This is a genomic window from uncultured Formosa sp., from assembly GCF_947500765.1.
Lineage (GTDB): Bacteria > Bacteroidota > Bacteroidia > Flavobacteriales > Flavobacteriaceae > Formosa.
This window is the reverse complement of the sequence record NZ_CANMTH010000001.1, coordinates 368,058-386,901: the sequence shown is the minus strand read 5'-3', so window position 1 is coordinate 386,901 and position 18,844 is coordinate 368,058. Positions and strand designations below refer to the sequence as shown.

Sequence of the window (18,844 nt, the reverse complement as noted above, 5' to 3'; positions counted from 1 at the left end):
TAAAAATTAAGATGTTAATCGTTCCTAGTAAAATGTTAAAGCTGTATTGTCTAGGAATAATAGATGAAGCTGACAGAAAGAGAACCTAAAACCACCTCAGCGTAAAATCTACTAATTGCTGTTTTAAGTTGGTATACGGCGGAAATAAAAACTCGATACTCCCTTTGGTATGTTGTTTTAAAACCGAACGCATATTAGAGAATTCTTGAAAGCCAAAAATACCATGAGCCTTTCCAATACCGCTATTATTACTCCCTCCAAAAGGCAAATAATGATTACTGTATTGTAACACATTTGTATTAATACACGTACTTCCTGCTCGTGTATTATTAATAACAAGCTGAGTTTGTTTTTTATTTTTACTATACATATATAAAGCTAAAGGTTTCTCTTTGGAATTGATGTAATCTATAGCTTCGGTTATAGCAGTGTATGTTTTTATAGGTAAAATTGGGCCGAAGATTTCTTCTTGCAATACAGACGCTTCCTCTGGCACATTAGAAATAATAGTAGGTGCTATAAAATTATCTGCCTCCTGAACGTGTCCACCTAGTTCTATTTTTGCACCAAGCTGTTTTGCGTTTTCAATATGATTCTGAAGGCGTTCAAAATGCCTATCGTTTACAATTCTAGCATAAGCATTAGATGTTGCAGCATCGCGCCCAAAATACGATGCAATTACCGTTTTAAACACCTGAATAAATTCATCTTTTACATCTTCATGTATTAAGACGTAATCTGGCGCAATACACGTTTGGCCGTTATTTACAAACTTACCCCAAGCGATTCGGGTTGCCGCTGCTTTTAAATTGGCAGATGTATCTATAATAGTAGGCGACTTCCCCCCCAACTCTAAAGTTACCGAAGTTAAATGTGCAGAAGCGGCTTTCATTACCACTTTTCCAACTTGAGGAGATCCGGTAAAAAAGATATGATGAAAAGGCAATTCTAATAATGCTGTCGATACCTCGACTTCACCCTGAACCAAAGCAATTTCATGTTCAGGAAATAATTTCGAAATAATAGCATGCATTACCTGACTGGTATGAGGGGTTAATTCCGAAGGCTTAATAATAACCGTATTCCCTGCTGCAATTGCCGAAACCAATGGCCCGAAGGTAAGATTTAGCGGAAAATTCCATGGCGAAATAATTAAACACACTCCCTTAGGTTCGTAAAGATACCAAGACGACGCTCCTAATAATGCCATAGGAGTGGTTACTTTCTGACGCTTCATCCAACCTTTTAATTCGGATGTCACATGTTTAATTTCACTAAGAATAGGATATATTTCGGTGAGATCGGTTTCTAAAAAAGGCTTCTTAAAATCTGAATACAAAGCCTCTCGAATTTGATCTTTAAAATCAACTTCAATAGCTTGTTTTAAGGCTTTTAATTTTGCAATTCGTTCTTTATAGGTTGTATTTCCAACAGCAAACTGATTTGCTTTTTGAGCGTCGAATATATCTTGATAATTATTCATCTAGTAAATTATTTGGATTCAGAACTGCCGTAATTTTTCAAACCGCTAACAAATAAGTTTGCTAGAAAATGAGCCATTTCGTTTTTAGAGGATTCAAAATAATGGTGATGTAAACACACAAATAATTCCGATGCAGAAGATATCGCTACCAAACTAAACATTTTATAGTATTTATGATCTACAAAAGTCACTTCTGGAAATCGCTTTAAATCTTCTTGCATATTCAATACAAGGCTTAAAATACTTTCACTTCCATAAGAAATACTCCGAATTTGGTTTTGATTATTTTTATGAAACAACATCATATCTTCGGTACTTACCAAATCTAAATAGGCTTTAAAAGACGCATATAAAAATTCGTAAGCCGTTGTTAAACCAACTTGTGCTTGCTTTACTTCAAAATTAATTTTACAATTTAAATCGTCCAGAATTTCACAAAACACATCTTTAGGGGTATTAAAATAATTATAAAATGTGCCGCGACCAATATTACTCTTCTCCACAATATCACTTATAGACGTGTTTTCTAACCCCTTCTCAGAAAACAGCATAAGCGACGCTTTTATAATACGTTCTCGCTTCTCTATTTTATTCATTTCTCGTCTACTGGTCTGCATATTGCAATCTCTAATTTTTGTGAGAAAATAAAAATACATAATTAAAGACTAAAGCCTCCTACATTCTTAAAACTTTAACCCTTTATATCTTTTTTTAAGACTTCTTTGAAATCCTAATTTCAAATGTGGTCGTTCTTGATTTTAATTCTGAATAACAAGCCTTTTTTTGTAGTTTTGACATTCTTTCAAAACAAAACATATGTCAGATCAAAAACGTCTTTTTCTAGTTGATGCCTACGCCCTTATTTTTCGCGGATATTATGCTTTTATAAAAAACCCAAGAATCAATTCTAAAGGCTTGGATACCTCAGCTATTTTAGGGTTCACAAATTCCCTTTTAGACGTTATTAAACGCGAGCGTCCAGACCATTTAGCAGTGTGTTTTGACAAAGGCGGAAGTGCCGATCGTGTAGAAATGTTCGAGGCCTATAAAGCCAATCGCGATGCCACTCCAGAGGCTATAAAAATAGCCGTTCCATACATTTACGAGATTTTAAAAGCCATGCATATTCCCATTATGGTGAAGGAAGGTTTTGAAGCAGACGATGTTATTGGAACCCTAGCTAAAAAAGCAGAACTGGAAGGTTACAAAACCTTTATGGTAACGCCAGATAAGGATTTTGCACAATTGGTGTCCGAAAATATTTTTATGTACCGCCCAGTGTTTGGTGGTGGTTACGAAACCTGGGGTATTCCTGAAGTCTTGAAAAAGTTTGAAATAGAACGCCCAGAACAAGTGATTGATTTTCTAGGTATGATGGGCGATTCTGCCGATAATATCCCTGGACTACCAGGCGTTGGAGAGAAAACTGCAAAGAAATTCTTAGCACAATACGGCAGCATGGAAAACCTTTTAGCAAATACACACGAGCTTAAAGGAAAAATGAAAGAGAAAGTTGAAGCCGCAAAAGACCTTGGATTGTTATCTAAAAAATTAGCAACCATTATGCTGGATGTGCCTGTAGATTTTGATGCTGAAGATTTTGAAATGTCGCATCCCGATATCGATGCTGTAAAAGGCATTTTTCAGGATTTAGAGTTTAGACGACTTGTAGATAGTTTTGAAAAGATATTTACGGTACAACCTGAAACGGCTACCGAACAAACCACAACAAAAGCAGCTCCAACAGCATCGGCTGCTGGTGCCGGACAGTTTTCATTATTTGGCGGCGATGTCACACCAACCTCAGAAACAGTAGCAGAAGATCCTAACCAAAGAAAAACAGCAGAAAATACCTCGCATTTCTATCAAAGTGTAGCCTCAGGGATGGCCACCAAGTTGTTCCTTAAAAATCTAATGAAGCAAACCAGCGTATGTTTCGATACGGAAACCACAGGCTTAGATCCGCTGACCGCAGAGTTAGTTGGTATTGCATTCTCTTGGGAAACCGGTAAAGGTTTTTATTTGCCTTTTCCAGAAGACAAAACCGAAGCTCAAGAACTTATCGAACAATTACGTCCGTTTTTTGAGTCGGAAGACATTCAAAAAATTGGTCAGAATTTAAAATACGATATTAAAGTCCTTCGTAAATATAACATCACCGTAAAAGGTAAATTATTCGACACCATGTTAGCGCATTATCTTATTAATCCCGATATGCGTCACAATATGGAAGTCTTAGCCGAAACCTATTTAAATTATACGCCAATTCCTATTGTAGATCTAATTGGTAAGAAAGGAAAAAATCAGTTATCAATGCGACAAGTTGCTATTGATAAACAAACCGAATATGCAGTTGAAGATGCCGATATTACACTGCAACTTAAAGAACATTTTGAAAACGAATTAGGAGAAGCCAATACCCAAAAATTATTCGACGATATCGAAGTACCGTTACTACGCGTACTTGCCGATATGGAATTGGAAGGAATTAACTTAGATATTCCGTTTTTAAACGATTTAGCCATTGCTTTAAACGACGATATCGCTTCACTTCAAGACAAAATATTTACCGAAGCTGGCGAAGAATTCAATATTGCATCGCCTAAACAATTGGGTGAAATTTTATTCAATAAACTCAAGTTAGTCGATAAACCTAAAAAAACCAAGTCTGGGCAGTTTGCAACCTCAGAAGACATCTTATCGTACTTAGCGAAAGACCACGAGATTATTCAGCATATTTTAGACTATCGCGGACTCGCAAAACTAAAAAGCACCTATGTAGATGCCTTACCACTACAAGTAGAGCCAACAACAGGACGTGTGCATACAGATTACATGCAAACCGTTGCTGCAACGGGGCGTTTAAGTAGTAATAACCCGAATTTACAAAACATTCCTATCCGTACCGAACGTGGTCGCCAAGTTAGAAAAGCCTTTGTGCCAAGAAACGAAGAGTACACTTTACTCGCTGCCGATTATTCGCAGATTGAACTTCGTATTATTGCAGCCTTAAGTCAGGAAGAAACCATGATTGAAGCCTTTAAAAACGGTGAAGATATTCATGCCTCTACCGCTGCCAAAGTGTTTAATGTACCTTTAGAAGAGGTGACCAGAGAACAACGTAGCAATGCGAAAACCGTGAACTTCGGAATTATATATGGGGTGTCGGCTTTCGGATTAAGCAACCAAACCGATTTATCTAGAAACGAATCTAAAGAGCTTATCGATACGTATTACAAAACCTATCCGAAATTGAGAAATTACATGAGCGAGTTAATAGATTTTGCTCGCGATAATGGTTATGTACAAACCGTTTTAGGGCGTCGTCGTTATTTAAAAGACATCAACTCAAGAAATGCTGTGGTTCGTGGTGCGGCCGAACGAAATGCCGTAAACGCGCCTATACAAGGAAGTGCGGCCGATATTATAAAACTGGCCATGATTAATATACATGAGAAACTAGTGGCTGGCGATTTTAAAACAAAAATGCTACTACAAGTACATGATGAATTGGTGTTCGATGTGTATAAACCAGAACTAGAAACCATTAAAACCTTAGTAAAAACTGAAATGGAAAACGCCTTTGTTATGGATGTGCCATTAGATGTAGAAATTGATACTGGTGATAATTGGTTGGAGGCGCATTAAGGAATGAAAACCATTCTTGTAACTTGTGCTATCATAAAATTTGACACTAAAATTCTAGCTGTTCAAAGAAGCGAAACTATGAAGCTTCCTTTAAAGTGGGAATTTGCAGGAGGAAAAATTGAAGCAGGAGAATCTGAAGTCGATTGTATTAAAAGAGAAATTTTTGAAGAATTAAATATTCAAATTGATATCAAAGCAAGGCTGACTCCTGTTACTCATCAATATTCAGATTTTAAAATTAAATTAATTCCTTTTGTTTCGGAATACCTTTCGGGTGAATTAAAATTAAGAGAACATTGTGACTTCTTGCTTGCTAATGAAGAGGAATTGCTTAATTTAGATTGGGCTGAAGCTGATTTGCCTATTCTAAAAGAATATTTAAAAGCTTAAAATAATTCTTCAATTCCTATTTCTTTTAAATAATTATAAGTTCCATCGTAAAAATTTCGTGGTCTTGTGTGATCTATTTCTGAGCCATCAGGAATATAAATAACCATTCCCTGTCTTGCTCTAGTTAACAAAACGCGGTATGTGTTTTTCAGATACACTTTACTTACTTCTTGCTTTATATTTTGCCATTTGCTTCCTTTAAAATTTTGATATTGCCATTCATCATTACTTAGATGAAAATTTGCTCCCCAAATTAAACATGTTCGATCAATTTCTAATCCTTGGATATCAAACTCTGTTGCAATATCTTCTAGAAAATAGGAAGACCGTATATCATCACTATCGTTAAGAAACCAGTTTGGAGCAGAAATTTCATTCTTTACATCATAGCCTAAAGCTTTTAATCTTCTAGCTCCAGAGGAAGCTATTAAACCTATTCTTTCTGTTCCTTTACTCTCTTTTCGCAACCACTTTTTAGCTGTTTCCATATCTCTTGTTAAAAATACAGGAAAAGACTTTTTACAATTGGAAAACAAATTTTTAGCTTTTTCTAAATTCAACTCTAATAATTCATGAACAAATTCAGATACTTGCTCAGACCTAAAAGAACGTACTGAAACGGATAAATGTAAGTCTGTTTCACGGGTTCCGTTTTGATATAACCACTTTCTCTGTGTTTCAGATTTTATATAATTTGGGCTATTTATAATAGAATTTGAAAAATGAATTTCCCAGTCTTTATAATTCTTTTGGAAAGCATTAACCCATTCCTCTAACCCCGCTTCTCCTGTATTTATTTCTTGACCTCCTCCAATTAAACATATAATTGTGCACCAATCTTTATGTCGATTCATAACATCAATCAAAAATTCTGGTTCAGACATATCAAAATCTTCAATACCTTTCTTTCTTTTCATAAATGAACTAACCTGCTTATTGGTCCATGCTCTTTGAGCTTCATCAAAGACGACAACTCTCTCAGTTGGCTTAACATCATACTTTAAATATTCATCCCTAAAATGATGAATGTTTTGAATAAAAGCATTTGTTTTTCTTTTAGCTTCATCTTTTGTAACACGTTGACCACTTTCTGCTGCTGTCAAAACAAAGTCTCTAGCTAAAGCTTCTCTCAAAACATCTACCAACGGACCATTCCCTGAAAGAAAAACAGCATGTTCATCTTCATTTACTAGCATTCTTTCATTAGCAATACTTAAGCCTGCCAATGTTTTTCCTGCTCCTGGTACTCCTGTAATAAAACAAATTGATTTTTTATTATTTAGCTTGGAATTGTTTATAACTTCATTTATATAATTAGAAGTTTTATTTAAATTTATTTTTTCTGAATCATGACGAGATATTTCCTCTACTTTGTGTCCTTTGTATAGAGCTTGAGCGGCCTCAACTATTGTTGGTGTTGGTTTATATATTGAATTCTCCCAAATTTCAATATTTATTTTATCTTTTGAAGATTGAGTAAATTTCTCAATTATTTCTTTTATTCCCGATTTATTACATTTTGCAACTTGATAATGTTCAATTACTTTTTCGGTATGAGTTGAACACGATTCAGCATTTGTTGCAATTAATACAGGAATTAATTTCACAAAATGACTGCCCTCATGGAAATTTTTTAAATCTAAACAATAGTCTATTACTTGTAATTCTGCATGTTTGCCATATGTATTATCGCCGATTTTAAATTCGACTACAAAAACACAATCCTCAACAATAATAATATTATCTACTCTCTTTCCCATTCTTGGAATTTGAAATTCAAAATAAATTGAACCATCGATTCCTTTCAATTGTTCCTTAAGAATTTCAATTTGCTTTATCCAAGCATTCCTTTGTAATTCATCTAAAGAACGATTTGCATGATTTAAGCTTAATTGACCTAATATTGAATTTGAATCTTCTGTTACAAAACCTAAGATTGTGTTATTATAGTAAGCTCTCTTCATTTAACTATCTGTCTTAAATTTATAATCTTGATAGCTAAGTTTTGGATTCTGATTTTTGAAGTCTAGTAAATCAGAAATGTCCATTTTAAAAGCTTTTGAAAACACCGCAATATTTGTAAGAGATATATTTCTCTCACCTCTTTCTATCATTCCAATATAAGTTCGATGAAATCCTGTTTTAAAAGAAAGCTGTTCTTGGCTCAACTTTTCTTGAGTTCTCAAATATCGGATTCTAGCACCAAACTCCTTTTGTAGAAACTTATTTACCATTCACCGAATCTATACTTATTGTATGCATTGATCAACATACAATAAGTATCATTTTTTTATATTTGATTTCAAGAAATTATTAAAGATGAATAAATCTAAAATGATATTATTTGCTATTTACAAGAATGGTAAACATTTAGGAAATGAAAAAGGAAAAGACTTAGATGACGCAATTAATAATTATCTCATTGCATCATTATTCGAAGAATTTTTAGATGATTTAGAATTTAAATCTGTTTATAGCGGTAAAATCGCAATTAAAAACATTCATTATCTTTAAAGAAAAAGGATATAATATTAACTACATAATTATACCCTCCAAGGGACAATATAAATCAAAAAAATTGTTTAAATTAATTTTTATTTATGCCATTCATAATATACAGTTCTAGGAATATCGTATTATCCTAAATTAAATGTAGTGAATAGCATTTTAATAAATTTCGCTATTTTTCTATCATACTCCAAACCGAGTTCTGCGAATAGTAAAGTTGTTTTTAGGATTAAGTAAGAAAGTTGTAGAATTATATCAGAATTAATTTAATAACCTGTAAAGTTATTTTAGCACGAGTCAGCGTCATAGATACGCCATATCAAAGCCATACCAAAGCCATAGATACCTTATGGTTATAGCGTGGTTATAGTATGAAGATGCCATACCTAAATTATAAGTAATACATGCTAGAACAAATCAAGCCTTTGTGTACTTAAAAGTAAATTGTAAACACTTTTAGTCATAACTATTAAAAAGCGATAGGCGATGTAATATTTCGCAAGGTATTCACAACACTCCAACCTGCTATTTGTGCGGTCTGGCTATACACATCTATAACGGCGTTAATTTGCTTGCTTTTTATTTCAATACGATGATCGTCTCCTACGTAATCGGGAACAGATGTAATGGTTACTTTAACGTGTTCTGGTCCAGTAGATGCTAATGCCGCAGCCACCGACACATTAACTTGTGTAGGAAAAAGGGCAATGGCTTCAATAGCATTCCCTTCAAAAACTTGTCGTTCTTCAGTTTCTATAATTTCGTCGTAAACAGGAGTCTTTCTCAAAGGTCTTGGTCCTTTCGTAGTATCGAAAGTTACGGTACTTTCTTCCATTAACGATACGGTTCTTAACACATCGAAACCTCCAATAGCGCCAGATGCAATATGAACTCGTGTGCCGTGTTCTGAAGCTGTTTTTTTAACCAATTCATAAAAAGCAGCATCAGCAAGTGCGCCTATAGACAGTGTTACAATAGAAGATCCGTTTTTTAATGCTGGTATGGCCAATGCTTTTAACGCCGCTGGAGAGGCCGTTTCAACAATGTAATCTGGCTTTAAGTCTAACAGTTGCTCCAAAGAGCTACACGCTGTGCAGTGCTCTCCTGAGTCTTGAATATGATTGGCAATATGTTGTGCCTTTTCAAAAGTTCTTGAATACGTACCAATAAGTTTATAATCGGATAACAGCCCTTTATCAAGGGCTTCTACTACTATATTTGCAAGTTTCCCACAACCTACAATAGCTAATGTTTGTGTTCTCATACTAACAAAAATATAGCTTTTAAAAATTATAGCCAATGCTTATAACATATCATTTATATCAGAAATTAAAACCTAAATCACTCTAGTTTTACTATCATTTTTTAATCTTGAATATTGAAAAGCTTATGCCGAAAATATTTATAAAATAGTATAATTAATTATGAACCACTATGTATTTCTGAACGTATTCGGCAGTATACTAATGATTCACGCACTGCTCACGCCTGAAGTTAGTTCTACTTCTCAAACTCAATCTAATCACTAATTACTTCTCCTTAAAATATGCCTTAAGTTTCACGCCAGGATTTGTGGCTCTATTTATAAACCCATGATACAGACTGCTCATCACTAAAAGTATAGCGGCGCCCATTGCGGTATAAGCGACAGCCGTATTAACATCAGTATTCGCCACATAAATAGCCACTAAAGCCCAAGCACCAACGAGTGCAAATTCCCTCATGTTTCGTGTCCACGTTACCACCAAATTAATACCCGTTGCAATGGCTATGAGACTAATGGCCCAAAATGTTGGAGATAAACCAAAACCATCCCAATTATATTTTACTAAAACAGCCGACACTTTAGCAATACTAGCCACGGTAACCCAACCACTATAAAACACAAAAGGCCACCAAAGAAAAGCTATAACAGAAATTGGAGCATCGAACAATTCCATGCTGTTTTTTAGCACAATCTGAATTAAAGAAAATAGCAAAAGAAAAATAAACACAGACGATAACGCTGTATAGTTATAGATCCATGCTAGAATCCATAAGCAATTGGCAAGGCAAGACAGCACGAACCACCAGCTTGTTTTCAACACAAAATCGTCGTCTCTTACTTTCACAAAAAGACTTCGTCCTTGGTATATTACAAATCCTAAAACCAACACATAAATTAATCCCCAAATGGAAAAGGCATAGCCCGCAGGTGTAAATAAAGTATGGTATTGTTTAGAGACTTCGCCAATAGTTGTATGGTTTAATATGCCGGTATTCGAGACATAGTTCAAGATAACCATACCTATAAAACTAATTCCATTTACTAGTTGTAGTTGCTTTTTCATAACATTTATTTTGTAAAATTAAATGTGTTAAAACCTATTGTAATATAACGTATTTATGTGTGTATATTTTAATTATAACGTATTAAAAAGGGTTAGATTTTAGATCATCTAACCCTTTTTTTTAAAATGAGTTTGCGTAAACCCTATGCGGTTTGCATATCGTGTTTACCTTCCTTAATTTCTTCTATAACCTTAGCATTAAATGCTGGTAAATCTTCTGGAGAACGGCTAGTTACTAAACCTTGGTCTACAACAACCTCTTGATCTACCCATTCTGCACCAGCGTTAATGATATCTGTTTTAATAGAATGGAAAGACGTTACTTTTCTTCCTTGTAACACATCGGCTTCTGCCAATAACCAAGGTGCATGACAAATAGCAGCTACTGGTTTATGGTTTTCGAAAAACGACTTCACAAAGTTTATCGCCTTAGTGTCTCGTCTTAATAAATCCGGGTTTATTACACCTCCTGGAAGTACCAGCGCGTTATAATCTGATTGAGACACTTGGTCTAAAGTTTTATCTACGTTATAAGCATCTCCCCAATCTCCATCGGCCCAAGCTTTAATCTCTCCAGACTCTAGAGACACGATGTGCACCTCTGCTCCTGCTTCTAACAAAGCGTCTTTAGGCGATTTTAATTCACTTTCTTCAAATCCGTTGGTTGCTAAAATAGCAACAGTCTTATGTTTTAAATCTTTCATTTTAATAATTTTTAATATGAATTATACTTTACAGATGAATTACGTGTTGGGAGTTCTAACAAATGACTCGACCCTATAATTCCTCCGTTTTTATCTGTTACAAAGTTCAGAAACAGCTCTCACTCTTATTGACACGAATACATGAAAAATGAACGCAAATAAAAAAGTCACTCCCAATGGAATGACTTTTTCTATATATTAACATGTGATGACTACTATTATTATTATTTACGCATGAACCAATACCCAAAGTTCAACGTCTTCGGTTGCACGCCAATGCTGATCGCGCTTAGTGTGGTTTGAAGCTGCTTTCACTGTGCGCTTAAGGCATTGCTCTAATTTAAATCGCCCGCCTACAGCTAACTCATCTGCTATAGGATGCGCTTCTGTAACCTGAGTGAGTTGTGCTAAATTAGAAAATATAAGAACTAACTTTCCTTCGGGTAACAAACGTTTTTTAGCAGCCTCAAAGAAATCAGGAAATAAGGTATCTGGATAAGAAATGGCTGCATCATTGGTATCCAAATCATGAGTTGCAGGCAACCAAGGCGGATTAAAAACAATGAGTTCGGTTTGCTTTTCCCATTTACCAAAGAGCGGTGCAAAATCTAATTCTATTTTTCTAGAGAGTTTGGTAGCGCCCATAGATTCCGTGAGTCCTACAATAGCATTCGGATTGGTATCGGTTCCATAGACTTTCTGAAAACCAAATTTCACCAATTGCAAAGCTAAAACACCACTTCCTATACCGACATCTATAGCCGATTTTTTGGGTCCATCATACCGTTTCAACCAATTATCGAAAAGTATTAAATGATCGAATCGTGTAGGGAAATACACCCCATAATACGGATGAATTTTACTTCGCAACACCGGCAAGTCAATTCCGTTTTTATACCATTGCCAAGCGCTATTTAAACCTTGCACTTTAGTAAATGGCAGTAAAAAACGTGTCTCTTCGGGATATAGTTTAGCCAACCAACCAATAGCAGGGGCTTTTTTTACAATTAATTTATGGTTTACAATTTCTATATAAATCAGCTTAGATAACTTCTGATAGGCTAAACGATACGCACGCTGTTCAATAAACGTCCCATTAGGAAAACGCTTTTTTAAATGCTGATGCAGCGCTTTAAGCAAATCTAAACCATCGCTATAAAATGCTGTAATTAACACGGGCTTATCCGCTTCTAAAGACTTAATAGTAAGCGCTACATTTGAAGCACGGCTAAAAGCTATTAAAGGCTGTTCCGGAAAGAAAGGCGTGGGTTTGTTTACACGTAGATCTGCACTCATGGTTTGATTTAAATAAAAACGGATTGCAGAGTAATGAGGAACGCAAAGCGAAAGATTAAAATGACTATAACATAGTTACTTACTAGCAATCAGGCATTAAATTGGCTGCTAGAGTTTAGATTAATCAATACAGAGACTTTAAGTGAAAGCCAATATACTTCGTTGCAGTTGTGCGAAAGAAAACAATTAATATCAACAGATAAATTATAAGATGACAAAGATACTTTATTAAAATCCATAACACCAATAACACTAAACTATTATCTATCAATCCATAAATAGAAAAAGTTAGAACAATTATAGATGTAGACAAATTCAGAAAGCAATAAGGTGTAAAATTTACAAACTAGAATTTAAAACAAACACACATAAGCTTAACAAATTAAAAAAACACCCGTAAGCTAGACCAATATAGAGTGCTTTAAATGTAGAAGCGAAAAACAACATATTGTAAGTCTATAATATGTTAAATAAATCTAAATTTCATATAGATAATGAGCTCGTAAATAATTATCTTTAGGGACAAACTAACCCCAATTTAAAATGAAAACACCTATATTCAAATTCATCCTTTTACCCCTGTTCTTTTTTCTGTTTTTTAATATATCTTCAGCTCAAGAAAATTTCTTATCTGGCTACGTCGTTTCAACTACAGGAGACACGATTTCTGGTTATATCGATATTAAAGATTGGAAAACAAACCCTAAAGAAATAACCTTTAAAAAGGAATTAAATCAAAATCCAATTATATACGACACTTCGTCTATAAAATATTTTAACGCGCAAGACAATGCATATATAAGCGCAATTGTAGATATAGAAATAAGCTCTAGAGATATTCAAAATTTAGAAAATGATGCAAATTTAAAATTAGAAAAAAGAGATGTGTTTCTAAAAGTTTTAATAAACGGGAACAAGAGCCTTTATTACTATAAAGATGAGCTCAATAAAACTAATTTTTATATCAAGGAGAATGATAATTTTATACTCCTACCACATAAAACCTACTTAAAGGAAACTGTTAATATTGTAGAAAATAACCAATACAAAGGGCAACTAATTTTTTATCTTAATGATTGTAAAAACATCCAATCACAAATTAATAATGCAACTTACACACAAGAAAGCTTAACCTCTGTTTTTGAAAAATATTATAAATGTATAGGTTCAGAAATAAACTTTAAAAGTACGAAGGAAAAAACAGCGCTAGAATTTGGTATTGTTGCAGGAATTACGAACACTAATCTAAAGTTTAATAATAAAAAACACAGTATCTATTTAAATGGAGATTATGACTCATCTACCAATTTGGCAGCAGGATTATTTCTAGATATTGTCTTTCCTAAAAACAATAACAAATGGTCTATCCATAACGAATTATTATACACGTCTTACAGCACGAAAAACACCTATATAGATTACGATACCACAGACACGTATTCCTCATACAATTCTGAAATTGGACATACATTTATAGAATTAAATAACCTTTTACGTTACACGCAACCGTTAGGTAAATTATCTATATTTTTTAACGGTGGAATATCTAGTGGTTTTGTAATAAGTGATGAAAACTATTTAAAAGCAGAACGCCACAACTACTCTAATGTAATTATAACAGAAGCTGAAGCAACACCAAACTCAAGTACTTTTGAATTTGGATTTTCACTAGGAACAGGAATAACCTACCAAAACATAGGATTAGATATAAGATACAAATTTTCTAAAGGAGTCTTTTCTCAATTTGATTCTAAAATCAATAGATTATACGTACTCTTGAGTTATAAAATATAATAGTAAAAAAACACAGCCGCTTTTAATTCAGAATACTAAAAGCAATTAAGATATTTATAATAACTTTGAAGACTGTAAAAAATCAATAAATATGTTTAAAAAACTGGTAGCCATAGAACCCGTAAGTTTGATTCCGATGGCTGAGAAAAAATTACAATCCCTTGCAGAAGAAGTAATCTTATATGAAGATATGCCATCTTCTGTAAACGAGATCGTAAAACGTATTGGAGATGCAGATGCTGTACTTTTAAGTTATACAACCACGCTAGGTAAAGATGCCATAGCACAATGCCCAAATATTGTATACATAGGTATGTGTTGCTCTCTGTACACACCAGAAAGTGCCAATGTAGATATTGAATATGCCAACTCACGAAACATCACCGTTACTGGAATTCGTGACTACGGAGACGAAGGTGTTGTAGAATATGTAATTAGCGAATTAGTAAACGCTTTACACGGATTTGGCATAAATCCTGACGGAAGCCCAAGAACACCTTGGAACGGATTACCTTCTGAAATTACAGGCTTAAAAGTAGGTATTGTAGGTTTAGGAAAATCCGGAGGCATGATTGCAGATGCTCTCCACTTTTTTGGAGCTAAAGTCTCTTATTATTCTAGAACTAAAAAACCTGAAGCAGAAACTAAAGGCTATCAATATTTACCTTTAAAGAAATTACTTTCGGAAAACGAAGTCATTATTACCTGTTTAAATAAAAACACCATTCTTTTGCATAATGAAGAATTTAATGCCTTCGGAAATCATAAAATACTATTTAACACAGGCTTATCTCCTGCGTGGGACGACCAACCTTTTAACGCTTGGTTAAAAGAAGATAACCGTGTGTATTGCGACACACTTGGCGCTTTAGGAGACAAAGCACTATTGAATCACCCGCATGTAAATTGTGTCAATATATCTGTAGGAAGAACAAAACAGGCTTTCGACCGCTTAAGTGACAAAGTGATACATAATATTGAAAGTTTCCTTAAAAAAGCATAACCCTTCTTATCTTCAAATATAGGTTAAGAACATAATAAAGTTAATACACAAAAAGAGGCTACCCAATTGGTAACCTCTTTTTTAATTATCTATAAAATGCTTCTATATTAACGTAACGCTTCAGATACTAAATAATAAAACGCAGGTCTACTTTTCATTTTAATGGCAGACATTTTTTCTACTACACTTGTAATTGCAGCCATAGCTTTGTCTTTATCTTTTACACCTAATTTTTTTTCTACAAAATTACGACGTACGGTTTCTAATTCAGAAGCATCAGTTCCAGAGACTAAAACCGCATCTTTATTATTTACCATAGTTTTTAAACTATTTACATAGCCGTCTAATTTTTCTTCATCTATACTGCTTACACCACAATCGGTTAATTGTTTTACAGCAGTTGCTTTTAATTGAGCTAATTTTGACTCTAGATCACTCATGTTTTAAAATTTTAATATTATTAATTAATTCGCTTTGATGTTAGTAAGTTAAAAAATAATTATTTAAAATCTCTGTCATTATTATAAATAATTATTCCTAGATCATTTTAAGTTAGAAAATTAAATACTTAAAAGACAAAAACTGCTTGATAAATTACAATACATTAAAAATAGATTTAAAAAAGCAAAACGAGAAAGCAATCATTTTAAATTCCTGAAACTGATTTATTAAGGCAAAAAGCAGAGCTATATTATTAAAAATCAAAAAATAGCGTGATACAATTTGGTAATCAAATAGATTATCGTAAATTTGCAAACTCTTTTTAAGAGAGGAATGTTTAATAAATAAAATTAATTAGTGTGGATACATTAAGCTACAAAACGATTTCAGCAAACAAAGCTACTGTTAATAAAGAGTGGGTTTTAGTTGATGCTGAAGGTCAAAGTTTAGGTCGTTTAGCTTCTAAAGTTGCAAAACTTATTAGAGGTAAACACAAACCTAATTTCACACCACACGTTGATTGCGGGGATAACGTAATAGTTATCAATGCAGAAAAAGTCAACTTAACAGGAAACAAGTGGAATGACAAAACGTACATTCGTCACACAGGTTATCCAGGTGGTCAAAGAAGTTTAACTGCTACAGAATTGTTTGGAAAAGATCCAGCAAGGTTAGTAGAAAAATCAGTAAAAGGAATGTTACCTAAGAACAAATTAGGTGCCGCTTTATTCCGTAATCTAACTGTTGTTTCTGGTACAGCTCATGCTCATGAAGCTCAAAAACCAAAAACAATCAACTTAAACGAATTCAAATAATGGAAGTAATTCACAAAATTGGCCGTAGAAAGACGGCTGTTGCTCGTGTATATGTTGCCCCAGGTGAGGGTAAGATTACAGTGAACAAAAAAGACGTGGCGGATTATTTTACTACTGCAACTTTGCAGTATAAAGTAAACCAACCTTTAACCATGACTAACAATGATGGCAACTTTGATATTACAGTAAATGTATATGGAGGTGGTATTACTGGACAAGCAGAAGCGATCCGTTTAGCTATTTCTCGTGTTATGTGCGAGATCGATGCAGAAAACAGATTAATTCTTAAGCCAGAAGGTTTATTAACTAGAGACCCTAGAATGGTTGAACGTAAGAAATTCGGTCAGAAGAAAGCGCGTAAGAAATTCCAATTCTCGAAACGTTAATATTACCATCCTCAACTCGATTGAGAATTGCGTCATAGCGCTCTCAATCTGGTTGATTTTTTTAAAATTTAAAAACAAGTTATTGTTGTCCTAGTTGAAAAACAGGATTTAGTTTAGCATCTAAATGCAGCCAAAAAGTTTAAAGTATGATACTTAAAACGAGATGGAACATTGCTAATTCAACAGAACGTAAACTATTACAAAATGGCAAAAGTAGAAGTAAAAGACTTACTTGAAGCAGGTGTACACTTCGGTCACTTGACTCGTAAATGGGATCCAAACATGGCTCCTTACGTATATATGGAACGTAACGGTATCCATATTATCAATTTATATAAAACTGCAGCTAAAATTGATGAAGCTGGTGAAGCTTTAAGCAAAATTGCTGCTTCTGGACGTAAAATCCTTTTCGTTGCAACAAAAAAACAAGCTAAAGACATCGTATCAGAAAAAGCTGGGGCAATTAACATGCCTTACATTACTGAAAGATGGCCTGGTGGAATGTTAACTAACTTTGTTACTATTAGAAAAGCTGTTAAAAAAATGGCTTCTATTGATAGAATGAAGAAAGACGGTACATTCATGACTCTTTCTAAAAAAGAACGTTTACAAGTTGATCGTTTAAGAGCTAAGTTAGAAAAAAACTTAGGTTCTATTAGCGACATGACACGTTTACCAGGAGCTTTATTTGTAGTAGACATTAAACGTGAGCATATCGCGATTAAAGAAGCACAAAAATTAAACATTCCAATATTTGCAATGGTAGATACTAACTCTGACCCACGTCAAGTTGATTTCGTGATCCCTGCAAACGACGATGCTTCTAAATCTATCGATAAAGTTTTAACTCACGTAACTGGTGCTATTGCAGATGGTTTAGCAGAGCGTAAAGCAGAGAAAGATTCAGCTAAAGTAGATAAACCTGCACCTTCTAAGAAAGCAGAAACTGCTACTGAAGAAGAAGAATAAACAACAAATAATCATTACATAACATAATATAAGTCGTTTAGTTCTTTTCTTTACAGAAAAATAATTGAACGACTTTTTTTTTAAAACTTATATTACTTAGAAATTATGGTAAAAGTAACAGCCGCAGAGGTAAACAAACTAAGAAAAGCTACTGGTGCAGGAATGATGGACTGTAAAAAAGCGTTAGTTGAAGCTGAAGGAGATTTCGATAAAGCTATCGATGTCTTACGTAAAAAAGGTCAGAAAGTTGCTGCAAATAGAGCAGATAGAGATTCTAGTGAAGGTGCTGCTGTAGCAAAAGTAAACGATACTAACACTGTTGGTGTATCTATCGTATTAGGTTGTGAAACTGACTTTGTTGGTAAAAACGAAAACTTCGTTGCTTTAGCAAATAAAATTGCTGATATCGCAATAACTGTAAACACTAAAGAAGAGCTTTTAGCTGCTGATATAGATGGTCTTACTGTAGCTGATAAATTAGTTGAACAAACTGGTGTTATTGGTGAAAAACTAGAGATTAAAGATTACTCTAAATTAGAAGCTCCTTATGTAGGTTCTTATGTACATATTAACAAAATTGCTGCTCTAGTAGGTCTTTCTGCTGTAGTAGAAAATGGAGATGTTTTAGCTAAAGACTTAGCAATGCAAGTTGCATCTATGGGTGCCACTACTTTATCTTATAAAGATTTCGATCCTGCTTTTGTTGCTTCAGAAACTGAAGCTAGAATTGCTGTAATTGAAAAAGATAATGAAGAATTAAAACGTTTAGGAAAAACATTAAAAAATGTTCCTGAATACATCTCTATGTCTCAATTAACTCCTGAAGTTTTAGCTCAAGCTGAAGAAAATGCAAAAGCAGAACTTAAAGCAGAAAACAAACCAGAAAAAATCTGGGATAAAATTCTTCCTGGAAAAATGGAACGTTACATTTCAGACAACACAACTTTAGATCAAGAACAATGTTTATTAGATCAAAACTTTATCAAAGATGAAAAAGTTAAAGTTGGTAAATACGTTGAATCTTTTAGCGGTGTATCTGTAAAAGGATTTACACGTGTTGCTTTAGGATAACATAAA

General features: G+C 33.9%; 18 protein-coding genes. 9 read left to right on the top strand and 9 right to left on the bottom strand.

Annotated features, from left to right (window positions below):
* Positions 1-85 precede the first annotated feature (85 nt).
* Positions 86-1,483, bottom strand: coding sequence for an aldehyde dehydrogenase family protein (locus tag Q1B05_RS01680; RefSeq protein ID WP_299776886.1), 1,398 nt, complete (start codon positions 1,481-1,483; stop codon positions 86-88).
* Positions 1,484-1,491: 8 nt separating this feature from the next.
* Positions 1,492-2,100, bottom strand: coding sequence for a TetR/AcrR family transcriptional regulator (locus Q1B05_RS01675; RefSeq protein ID WP_299776884.1), 609 nt, complete (start codon positions 2,098-2,100; stop codon positions 1,492-1,494).
* A 199-nt stretch (positions 2,101-2,299) separates the two neighbouring features.
* Here Q1B05_RS01675 and polA point away from each other — a divergent pair, with 199 nt between their 5' ends.
* Both polA and Q1B05_RS01665 read left to right on the top strand, forming a co-directional pair.
* Complete coding sequence (gene polA / locus Q1B05_RS01670; protein ID WP_299776882.1) at positions 2,300-5,131, top strand: DNA polymerase I; 2,832 nt, start codon at positions 2,300-2,302, stop codon at positions 5,129-5,131.
* Between the two features lie 3 nt (positions 5,132-5,134).
* Positions 5,135-5,521, top strand: a complete 387-nt coding sequence (locus tag Q1B05_RS01665) for a (deoxy)nucleoside triphosphate pyrophosphohydrolase (protein WP_299776880.1) — start codon at positions 5,135-5,137, stop codon at positions 5,519-5,521.
* Here the strand turns inward: Q1B05_RS01665 and Q1B05_RS01660 are convergent.
* On the bottom strand, positions 5,518-7,485 hold the full coding sequence (locus Q1B05_RS01660; protein ID WP_299776878.1) for a DUF2075 domain-containing protein: 1,968 nt from the start codon (positions 7,483-7,485) through the stop codon (positions 5,518-5,520). The genes Q1B05_RS01665 and Q1B05_RS01660 overlap by 4 nt on opposite strands.
* Entirely contained in the window at positions 7,486-7,755 is a 270-nt protein-coding gene (locus tag Q1B05_RS01655) for a helix-turn-helix transcriptional regulator (protein WP_299776876.1), read from the bottom strand. It lies immediately after the preceding gene.
* A gap of 85 nt (positions 7,756-7,840) precedes the next feature.
* Between Q1B05_RS01655 and Q1B05_RS01650 the strand changes: the two genes are divergently transcribed.
* Entirely contained in the window at positions 7,841-8,035 is a 195-nt protein-coding gene (locus Q1B05_RS01650; protein ID WP_299776874.1) for a hypothetical protein, read from the top strand.
* A gap of 463 nt (positions 8,036-8,498) precedes the next feature.
* On the opposite strand, the gene Q1B05_RS01645 is transcribed toward Q1B05_RS01650, so the two are convergent.
* From Q1B05_RS01645 to Q1B05_RS01630, 4 genes are all read right to left on the bottom strand, one after another.
* Positions 8,499-9,293, bottom strand: coding sequence for an aspartate dehydrogenase domain-containing protein (locus Q1B05_RS01645; RefSeq protein WP_299776872.1), 795 nt, complete (start codon positions 9,291-9,293; stop codon positions 8,499-8,501).
* Positions 9,294-9,558: 265 nt separating this feature from the next.
* Positions 9,559-10,359: a tryptophan-rich sensory protein gene (locus Q1B05_RS01640; RefSeq protein ID WP_299776870.1), complete on the bottom strand. Its 801-nt coding sequence runs from the start codon at positions 10,357-10,359 to the stop codon at positions 9,559-9,561.
* A 143-nt stretch (positions 10,360-10,502) separates the two neighbouring features.
* On the bottom strand, positions 10,503-11,063 hold the full coding sequence (locus tag Q1B05_RS01635; protein WP_299776868.1) for a type 1 glutamine amidotransferase domain-containing protein: 561 nt from the start codon (positions 11,061-11,063) through the stop codon (positions 10,503-10,505).
* A 228-nt stretch (positions 11,064-11,291) separates the two neighbouring features.
* Positions 11,292-12,359, bottom strand: a complete 1,068-nt coding sequence (locus Q1B05_RS01630; protein ID WP_299776866.1) for a methyltransferase — start codon at positions 12,357-12,359, stop codon at positions 11,292-11,294.
* 543 nt (positions 12,360-12,902) lie between these two features.
* Here Q1B05_RS01630 and Q1B05_RS01625 point away from each other — a divergent pair.
* Positions 12,903-14,153: a hypothetical protein gene (locus Q1B05_RS01625; protein ID WP_299776864.1), complete on the top strand. Its 1,251-nt coding sequence runs from the start codon at positions 12,903-12,905 to the stop codon at positions 14,151-14,153.
* Between the two features lie 91 nt (positions 14,154-14,244).
* Entirely contained in the window at positions 14,245-15,156 is a 912-nt protein-coding gene (locus Q1B05_RS01620) for an NAD(P)-dependent oxidoreductase (RefSeq protein WP_299776862.1), read from the top strand.
* A 107-nt stretch (positions 15,157-15,263) separates the two neighbouring features.
* Here the strand turns inward: Q1B05_RS01620 and Q1B05_RS01615 are convergent, their stop codons facing one another.
* Complete coding sequence (locus tag Q1B05_RS01615) at positions 15,264-15,596, bottom strand: DUF2853 family protein (RefSeq protein ID WP_299776859.1); 333 nt, start codon at positions 15,594-15,596, stop codon at positions 15,264-15,266.
* Between the two features lie 360 nt (positions 15,597-15,956).
* On the opposite strand from Q1B05_RS01615, the gene rplM reads away from it, so the two are divergent.
* The 4 genes from rplM (at position 15,957) to tsf (ending at position 18,838) form a co-directional block, all read left to right on the top strand.
* Positions 15,957-16,412 carry a 50S ribosomal protein L13 gene (rplM, locus tag Q1B05_RS01610; RefSeq protein ID WP_299776857.1) on the top strand — a complete coding sequence of 152 codons (456 nt, stop codon included), beginning with the start codon at positions 15,957-15,959 and terminating at the stop codon, positions 16,410-16,412.
* The gene (gene rpsI / locus Q1B05_RS01605) at positions 16,412-16,798 is read left to right on the top strand and encodes a 30S ribosomal protein S9 (RefSeq protein ID WP_038526375.1); all 387 of its coding nucleotides are present in this window, start codon (positions 16,412-16,414) and stop codon (positions 16,796-16,798) included. Before rplM ends, rpsI begins: the two co-directional genes overlap by 1 nt.
* A gap of 204 nt (positions 16,799-17,002) precedes the next feature.
* Positions 17,003-17,767: a 30S ribosomal protein S2 gene (gene rpsB / locus Q1B05_RS01600; protein WP_299776850.1), complete on the top strand. Its 765-nt coding sequence runs from the start codon at positions 17,003-17,005 to the stop codon at positions 17,765-17,767.
* A 105-nt stretch (positions 17,768-17,872) separates the two neighbouring features.
* Positions 17,873-18,838 carry a translation elongation factor Ts gene (tsf, locus tag Q1B05_RS01595; protein ID WP_299776848.1) on the top strand — a complete coding sequence of 322 codons (966 nt, stop codon included), beginning with the start codon at positions 17,873-17,875 and terminating at the stop codon, positions 18,836-18,838.
* Positions 18,839-18,844: the final 6 nt, after the last annotated feature.